The sequence below is a fragment of the Streptomyces sp. P17 genome (assembly GCF_032436805.1).
GTDB lineage: Bacteria > Actinomycetota > Actinomycetes > Streptomycetales > Streptomycetaceae > Streptomyces.
In genome coordinates, this window is the sequence record NZ_JAVRBF010000831.1 from 1 (window position 1) to 271 (window position 271).

The following is a 271-nucleotide window of genomic DNA, read 5'->3' on the forward strand; positions in this document are numbered from 1 at the left end:
GTTATGCGATTAATCGGGAATAATAGAAACATGCTCATTGAAAGTGAATTGGCTGAAAAATTTTTGTTCGAATACCAGTTGGTAATGACTTACATCAATAATGGCAAGATCCCAGAAGGTTTAGCGGATTTCGTAGCTTTGAGGGACGAACTGTATAATTGTATTTCGGAAGTAAAAGCTAATATGTACCTTGCTGTATCGAGAGAGCTTTTAGAATCTCTCGACAACGCTATCTATGGACGCTTTATTTACCTTAAAAAATACAAATACG

1 protein-coding gene is annotated in these 271 nt (G+C 35.8%); it reads left to right on the forward strand.

Annotated elements, in window-relative coordinates:
* Positions 1-30: 30 nt before the first annotated feature.
* On the forward strand, positions 31-271 hold a 241-nt coding region (locus RMT89_RS43130; protein WP_315889218.1), incomplete at its 3' end, for a hypothetical protein.